Source organism: Sporosarcina luteola (genome assembly GCF_023715535.1).
GTDB classification, from domain to species: domain Bacteria; phylum Bacillota; class Bacilli; order Bacillales_A; family Planococcaceae; genus Sporosarcina; species Sporosarcina luteola_B.
The window spans coordinates 1-650 of the sequence record NZ_JAMBOI010000035.1 but is presented as its reverse complement, the minus strand read 5'-3'; the positions used below and the strand labels follow the sequence as shown (position 1 = coordinate 650).

1 protein-coding gene is annotated in these 650 nt (G+C 49.2%); it reads left to right on the top strand.

Annotated elements, in window-relative coordinates; all coding sequences use genetic code 11:
- Nucleotides 1-257: hypothetical protein (locus tag M3191_RS18165; protein ID WP_251701726.1), on the top strand; the 257-nt coding region annotated here is incomplete at its 5' end.
- Nucleotides 258-650: the final 393 nt, after the last annotated feature.

Genomic DNA, 650 nt, shown 5'->3' with positions numbered 1-650 from the left:
ATATCAACGCCCTCGCGGCGAAGAAGAAAGAGAAAGCCGAAAAGACTATCCAGCCAGTTGAGAAAAAGGCCGCTGCCGCTACAGAAGAGGGCAAGGTCATCTACCGAACCATAACCCGCGACGTGGTGAAATATGTCCAGTCTCCGAATCGTACTGTGTGCCGGTTTGACGATGATGCTGTGCAGCTGCGCCAACGGGCCATCGACGCTGCCAACTCCATCCCCGGATTTGATGAGCCCTCCGTGCAAAGCAAGTGACGCAGGGAAGGATACCGACGAAGACCTGCAATCGGACATCGAAACCGCTCAATGTCTGCGACAACTGCGGTTGGATAAGTACCGCTGGCAGGCCTACTACCGGGCCATCAGCCAGTAGCAGGAATGCATCGCCAGGCCGTGTTTGAAGTAAGGCCTTGCCGAGCAACCTCTAAAAGTTTATTGATAATGTTGTAGCCTAGTTATCAGATTCCATTGTAGAGTTTAATTCCATCCCATTTAATGTGGTTAAACTCATGAATCAGTTGTTATCATCAATTGAAGAATCTTTGGCGAAGGAAAATTGGTTTGGAGCTTTGTTTATTGCCATTTCACTACCAGATATCTGTGGTGCTACAGAAAACGCGGTGCCAGGAAATGGAGCCAGATATAGAG